Consider the following 6,335-nt stretch of genomic DNA (forward strand, 5'->3'; position numbering starts at 1 on the left):
CCGCGTGAAGATCTTCTACGCCGAGGGCCTGGTCTGTGGCGATGTGCAGGCCGGCCAGCCGATCGCGCTGGCGCAGGACCTGTCGCTCAAGTACCCGGGCATCACCAACCACATCCACCTGGAGCTGAGCCGCGACGGCAAGGCCATCTCGCCGGACGAGATGTTCGCGCAGTGTTTTTGACAGCTCAGGCGCGCAGCAGCGTGGGCAGCGCCTTGGGCGCGGACTGGCCGGGGAACAGCGTGCGCGCAAGCGCGCCGCCCTCGACGCCGAAGCATTCGCCCGCCGCCGCACACATCAGCGCATGCAGCTCGGTGGTGGGCTGCAGGTCGCGCCCCTGGTAGAGCGCGGCTGGTGCGAGGCCGGGCCAGTCGCCGAGCACGCGTCCGCCCTGCACCGCGCCGCCGAGCAGCATGGCGACGGAGCCGGTGCCGTGGTCGGTGCCGCCGGTGCCGTTGGCCGCCGCGGTGCGGCCGAACTCGGTGGCCACCAGCACCACGGTGTGGGCCCAGGCCTCGCCCAGGCCATCGCGCAGGGAGGCGACCAGCGCGTCGAGCCCCTGCAGCTGGCGTGTGAGGCGCGCGGCCTGCGCGCTGTGCGTGTCCCAGCCGCCCATCTCCAGCATGGCGATGCGCGGGCCCTGCGGCTTGGCGAGGAAGCCGGCCGCGAGCTGGCCCAGTTCGCGCGGCGTCTGCCGCGGGCCCGAGGTGGCCGCCATGCCGCGCGTTTCCATCGCGGCCGACCAGGCGGCGTGCAGCTGCGCGTCTTGCATGTAGAGCTGCTGCACGCGCTGCAGAAAGTCTTCGGGCGCCTGCGGCAGCGAGGTGGGCGCGTGGCTGCTCACCGCGGCCGGGCCGCGCAGCGCAAGCGGGATGGTGGGCGTGATGGCGATGGCGTCGCCGCTCGCGGCATGCGGTGCGGGCAGCAGGGTCACCAGCCGGTTGAGCCAGCCGTCCTTCAGGCCGTGCGGCGTGGCGGCGCCGGACTCGAGCACGTCCTGCCCGTCGAAGTGCGAGCGCTCGCGGTAGGGCGAGGCCACGGCGTGCACGAACAGCGCCTGCTGCGCGGCGTAGAGCTTGCCCACTTCGGCAAGCGCGGGGTGCAGCGCGAAGCTGCCGTCGAGCCGGGTCGCGTTCGCGGGGTCGATGGCGAGTGCGCCGCGCAGGCGGGCGTAGGCCGGGTCGGCATAGGGCACGACGGTGTCGAGCCCGTCGGCTGCGCCGCGTTGCAGGATGAAGACGAAGCGCCGCTCGGTGGCGGCACGCGCGAGCGCGAGGCCGGGCGCGGCCAGCACCAGGCCGGTGGCGGCGGCCTGGTGCAGGAAGCGGCGGCGCGAGGGGGCGGTGAGGGGGTGCATGGTGTTATCTCCTCAGGAACTCGGGCGACACGAGCAGCAGCGCCAGCGCGGTGGAGGCGCTCTCTGCGCGCGCGATGGCCTTGGCGGTGTCGTCGCTCAGGCCAGCGGGCAACAGGCGCGGGCCGAGCGTGCGCGCGTCGACGCTGCCACCGGCGCGCTCGGCGATGCGCTGCGCGGCATCGACTCGGCGCAGCAGGCTGTCGGGCGCGACCCAGCTCTCGGCCACGTCGTCGAAGCCGGCGGGCGACCCCGGCCGCCACACCGGCTGGCCGAGCTGCGTGAGCAAGGGCGCAATGGGTTGCCGGCCGGGCTCGTTGCGGCCCAGGCCGCGCAGCGTGGAAACGACCCACTCCCACGGCGTCTTGAACTTGGGCGATTGCAGCGCCTCGGCGCCCCAGGCCTCGGGGGCATCGATCAGCGCGCGGTAGACGGTGGGGAGGTCACCGCGGCTGCGCAGCCATGCTTCGGCCAGGCGGTCGACCAGCGCGGGCGGCGGCGTGTCGGCAACGAAGTGCCGCGCCAGCTTGAACGACAGGTGGCGCGCCGTGGCCGGTGCACTGGCCAGGTCGCGCAGGATGGCCTCTGCTTGCGCCTGGCCACCGACGTCGTAGCGGCGGCCCAGCAGCTGGCGCGCGCCGGGCTCGTGCAGCAAAGGGTTGAAGCCGAAGCCACCCGGCGTCACGCCGCCCTGCGGCATGGGCGGTACACCGGGCAGGGCGCCAAGGCTCCAGCCGGTGAGCGCGCGCGCCAGCTCCTGCACGTCGCCCTGCGAGTAGCCGCCGTTCACGCCCAGCGTGTGCAGTTCCAGGATCTCGCGCGCCAGGTTCTCGTTGAGACCGCGCGCCTTGTCGGGCCGCCGCGCGGCATCGCGCCGGCCGAGCGGGCTGGTGGGGCCGACCGAGCGCGCCTGGTCGAGGTAGAGCAGCATGGCCGGGTGGCGCTCCACACCGAGCAGCAGGTCTTCGAAGCGGCCGAACACCTGCGGGCGGATGGCTTCGAGTTCGAACGTGCCGGCCAGCGCGGCAAGCGGCATCTTGTCGACCGACACGGCGAAGTGGTTGGCCCAGAAGTGCACCAGCCGTTCGCCGAAGGGCGAGGGCGTGGCCAGCGAGCTGGTGACGCGCGCCTCCACCGCCGAGCGGTAGCGCGCCTGCGTCTGCGCCGCGAACTCGGCGCGCCGCGCCTGCGCGGTGCCGGCATCGGCCTGGCGCACGGCGCGCAGCTGCTCGCCGTAGGCCACGAGCAGGCTGCTGCTCGCGGGCGTGTCGGCCCAGGCGGCGGGGCGTGCAACGTGGCGCTCGAACTGACCAAGCAGCCAGGCCTTGGGGTCGGCGGGCGGCGTCTCGTCGGGCCGCGCGCCGAGGCCGAAGCGGTTGAGCGCGAGGGCGGCGTGGGTGGGGGCGGAGGAAGGGCTCATGGCAATTCCGGCAACTCTTTCAACGGCTGTGTCTCTTCCTTCAACGCGCGGCGCGTGGCAATCAGCCGCTAGGGATTACGCGGAGCCGAGGCGCATGCAGCCTGCCGAGCTTGCAGAATCGGCCCGGGCGGACACCGCCTTACCCCGCCTTATCCATTGCCGCGGAGGCCGCATGCCAGCCAACACCGTCCTGCTCTGCTGCGCCTTTCTGGTGCTGCTCTACGCGGCCCTGAGCATCAACGTCTCGCGCGTGCGCATCCAGGGACGCGAGTCGCCCCGGGTCACCGAGGCGCAGCTCACGCAGGCGATCCGGGCGCATGGCAATGCGGCCGAATACATTCCGCTCATCGTCGCACTGCTGCTCTACCTGCACATGGCCGCACCCAGCCCTTTCGTGAGTGCGGTGGCCCTGGTGGCCACGGCCAGCCGCGTGGTGCATGCGGCGGGCATGCTGTTCGCGCATGGCTTGCGTGGGCGGCACGCGCTGCGCTTCATCGGTGCCCTGGGCACCTATGCCTCCCTCGTCGCGCTGGGCATCGCCCTGCTGCGCCAGGTGCTGTAGCGCGCAGTTATCCTCGAACCCATGGGCGCCCAACTCCCACACACCGCGACGCGGCTGGTCCCGATGCACCCGCAGCGCTTCGAGGCCTTTGCCGAAGAGGCCATCACCACCCACGCGGACCACAACGCCCAGGTCGGGCGCTGGCCCCGCGAGACGGCGCTGGAGCGCGCGCGCGCCGAGTTCGCACGCCTGCTGCCGCAGGGCCAGCAGACGCCGGAGCACTTCTTCTACGAGATCGAAGACCAGGCCCTCGGCGAGAAGGTCGGCTACCTGTGGTTCGCCGTCATCGGCCCCGCCGACGCACGCGGCGGCTACGTCTACAACATCCGCGTGCGGCCCGAGTTCCGTGGCCGCGGCCACGCCAAGGCGGCACTGGACCTGATCGAGGCGGTGGCGCTGGACATGGGCCTCGACGCCATCGGCCTGCACGTCTTCAGCTTCAACACCAACGCGCAGGCGCTGTACCGCTCCAGCGGCTACGGCATCACCGGCATGAACATGCTCAAGCCGCTGCGGCGCGACGGGCGATGAAGCGCACGCAGCTGCTGCGCGTGGCCTGCGCCCTGGTCTTAGCACTGACCGTGGCACTGGGCGCACAGGCCCAGCCCTACACCGGCCCGCTGTTCGACGCCCACCTGCACTACAACGTCGAGGCCGCCGAGCGCTACCCACTGGCCGACGTGCTGGGCCGCATGCAGCGCAGCGGCGTGCGCGCGGTCATCGCCAACAGCCGGCCCAACGATGGCACCAAGGCACTGGCCGCGGCGCGCGACGCGACGAAGAAGGCCGGCGTCAGCGTGGTGCCCTTCGTGCGCCTGTACCGCAACCGCGCCGACTACACCGGCTGGCATGCCGACCCGAGCATCGTCGAGATGGTGCAGCGCGAATTGGCCGCCGGCACCGAGGCCGGGCCCTACCGCGGGCTGGGCGAGTTCCACCTCTACGACAGCGCCAACGCCGACGGGCCGACCGCGCGCCGCCTGATGCAGCTGGCCCAGGAGCGGGGCCTGGTGGTGCTGGCGCACGTGGACGACGTGGCCATCGAGAAGCTGTTCGTCCACGCGCCCAAGGCGAAACTGATCTGGGCCCACACCGGCATCGGCGGCGTGCCCATCGAGCGCGTGCGCGCGCTGCTGGCGCGCCACCCCACGCTCTTCGGCGAGCTCTCGTACCGGCCGGGGCTGATGGAGGGCGACGACCGCCTGAGCCCGGCGTGGAAGGCGCTGCTCGGCGAGATGCCGGAGCGCTTTCTGGTCGGCTCCGACACCTGGGTCAACGCCCGCTGGGACGACTACGAGGCGCTGATGCAGCAGGCCCGCCGCTGGTTGGGTGACCTGCCGCCGGCGGCCGCGAAACGCATCGCCTGGGACAACGGCGCGGCGCTGTTCGGGCTGCCTGCGCCCTGATCCTCGTTCACCGCCCGCGTCAGGGCAGGGCTGCGGCGCGGGTCGGGCGCGGATCTCGCCGCCCCCGGGTTTGCATGGGCCTTTCCACCCCGCCACCCCCTGGTCTCCGTGAACTTTGCACCGTAAACTACAGATGGTTACAAGTGCTCCAACACCGTGAAAGGGGATCAGCATGGGTGAAGCATTGAAGGCGCCGGCCTACCAAGAGTCCAGGATCGAAGACGAGCCCATTCTTGGCACCGTGCTGGCCATGCCCGACGGGCGCATCCAGCCGCTGACCCTGTGGGAGCGGCTGATGGTCACGCTGCACCTGACCAACGCCAAGGTGCTGGAAGCGCGCTACTTCAAGCCCGCGAACACCTGATCGTCATCGCGGCAAGGCGCTGCTGGCGCGGCGCTGCATGCGGTTGACGTTCTCGCAACTCAGGTCGTAGCCCTGGCCGTCGGCCCGCGCGGCTTGCCCGTGCGAGGCGGCCCACACGGCCTCGGCGCTCCAGCTCGCGCTCAGCGCCAGCGTGCGCTGCAGCGGCGCAGCCTGCGCGCCCAAGGCCTGGTCGACCAGGCGCGGCAGCCAGCCCGCATGCACGTCGTTGCGCGCGGCGCGTTCGGCCAGTTGCAGCGCCAGGCTCTCGGCCAGCCGCTCGTCATGCTCGCGCGCCTCGGCGGCCAGTGCCTGCCACGGCACGGCGTTGTCGGGGTCGAGCCGCACCCACTGCGCGCGGCTCAGCAGGGCGCAGTGGCTGTCTTCGGCGGGGCGCAGGCCTTGGCAGGCTTCGAGCGCCATCGCGTACACGTAGGGGTCTTGCGAGGCGACGGCCAGGCGCGCCATCTGCTCGATGCGCGCGCGCACCTCGTGGCCGCGGATGCGCGCGCCCATCCACAGCGCGGCGGCACGCACGCGCGGGTCGTCGCTGGCCAGCATCGTCGCGTCCATCGCATCGAGGGCCGACTGGCGCAGTGCGGGCGGAATGCGTTGCAGCGGGTCGGGGTCGTCGGGCGGCACCTGCACCGGGCCGAAGCCGCAGACCTCGATGGTGCCGAGGGGCAGCGCGGCCTTGGGTGCCGCCGGTGTTGGCAACGGCGTCGGCACCTCGCTCGTCGGCGGCGCATGTGCCGAGAGCTTCTGGCCAATCACTTGCACGGCGCGTGGCTCGGGCACCGGCGCCCGGTTCCCAGCGCCCCACCCGGCCCACCACGCCAGCACGGCCACACCGGCCGCCCACATGGGCCCGGCCCATGGAGTGGGAGGGGGTGCCTGTCTCGGTGCATCCATGGCGGTTCCCGGCAAAGCCAGCGCCTTGTGAGCGCCAGCGTGGCACAGGCGGCATCACACCGCTCGCGCCAGGGGCATCGCTCCCTTTCGGCAGAATCGCCCGAGACGAACGAACAACCCGAGGAGCCCATGATCACCGCCGAGCAGTTCAACCAGCGCGCCGCCGCCAACCTGCCCGGGCACCTGGGCATCGTCATCCGCAGCGTGGCGGTCGGCGAGGTGCAAGCCGAGATGCCGGTGACGACCGCCCTCATGGCACCCAACGGCTTCCTGCACGCGGGCAGCGTGGTCACGCTGGCCGACACCTCGGCCGGTTGCGGCT

At 72.4% G+C, this 6,335-nt stretch carries 9 protein-coding genes; 6 read left to right on the plus strand and 3 right to left on the minus strand.

All coding sequences use genetic code 11. From position 1 onward, the window contains the following. A partial coding sequence (locus tag VFL64_RS08820) for a hypothetical protein (RefSeq protein ID WP_489540008.1) occupies positions 1–181 on the plus strand: 181 nt, incomplete at its 5' end. Between the two features lie 4 nt (positions 182–185). Here VFL64_RS08820 and VFL64_RS08825 read toward each other — a convergent pair. Continuing rightward, positions 186–1,355 carry a DUF1501 domain-containing protein gene (locus VFL64_RS08825; RefSeq protein ID WP_489540009.1) on the minus strand — a complete coding sequence of 390 codons (1,170 nt, stop codon included), beginning with the start codon at positions 1,353–1,355 and terminating at the stop codon, positions 186–188. Positions 1,356–1,359: 4 nt separating this feature from the next. After that, positions 1,360–2,772, minus strand: coding sequence for a DUF1800 domain-containing protein (locus VFL64_RS08830; RefSeq protein WP_489540010.1), 1,413 nt, complete (start codon positions 2,770–2,772; stop codon positions 1,360–1,362). Between the two features lie 172 nt (positions 2,773–2,944). Here VFL64_RS08830 and VFL64_RS08835 point away from each other — a divergent pair, with 172 nt between their 5' ends. From VFL64_RS08835 to VFL64_RS08850, 4 genes are all read left to right on the plus strand, one after another. Continuing rightward, positions 2,945–3,334, plus strand: coding sequence for an MAPEG family protein (locus VFL64_RS08835; RefSeq protein WP_489540011.1), 390 nt, complete (start codon positions 2,945–2,947; stop codon positions 3,332–3,334). Positions 3,335–3,355: 21 nt separating this feature from the next. Further along, positions 3,356–3,865: a GNAT family N-acetyltransferase gene (locus VFL64_RS08840; RefSeq protein ID WP_489540012.1), complete on the plus strand. Its 510-nt coding sequence runs from the start codon at positions 3,356–3,358 to the stop codon at positions 3,863–3,865. Continuing rightward, on the plus strand, positions 3,862–4,740 hold the full coding sequence (locus VFL64_RS08845; protein ID WP_489540013.1) for an amidohydrolase family protein: 879 nt from the start codon (positions 3,862–3,864) through the stop codon (positions 4,738–4,740). Before VFL64_RS08840 ends, VFL64_RS08845 begins: the two co-directional genes overlap by 4 nt. A gap of 172 nt (positions 4,741–4,912) precedes the next feature. Continuing rightward, the gene (locus VFL64_RS08850; protein ID WP_489540014.1) at positions 4,913–5,104 is read left to right on the plus strand and encodes a hypothetical protein; all 192 of its coding nucleotides are present in this window, start codon (positions 4,913–4,915) and stop codon (positions 5,102–5,104) included. A 3-nt stretch (positions 5,105–5,107) separates the two neighbouring features. On the opposite strand, the gene VFL64_RS08855 is transcribed toward VFL64_RS08850, so the two are convergent. Continuing rightward, positions 5,108–5,881, minus strand: a complete 774-nt coding sequence (locus VFL64_RS08855; RefSeq protein ID WP_489540015.1) for a hypothetical protein — start codon at positions 5,879–5,881, stop codon at positions 5,108–5,110. Between the two features lie 261 nt (positions 5,882–6,142). Between VFL64_RS08855 and VFL64_RS08860 the strand changes: the two genes are divergently transcribed. Next, positions 6,143–6,335, plus strand: a 193-nt coding sequence (locus VFL64_RS08860) for a PaaI family thioesterase (RefSeq protein ID WP_489540016.1), incomplete at its 3' end; no start/stop codon positions are given.

The sequence above is a fragment of the Rhizobacter sp. genome, from assembly GCF_035702065.1.
Classification (GTDB): Bacteria; Pseudomonadota; Gammaproteobacteria; order Burkholderiales; family Burkholderiaceae_C; genus Rhizobacter.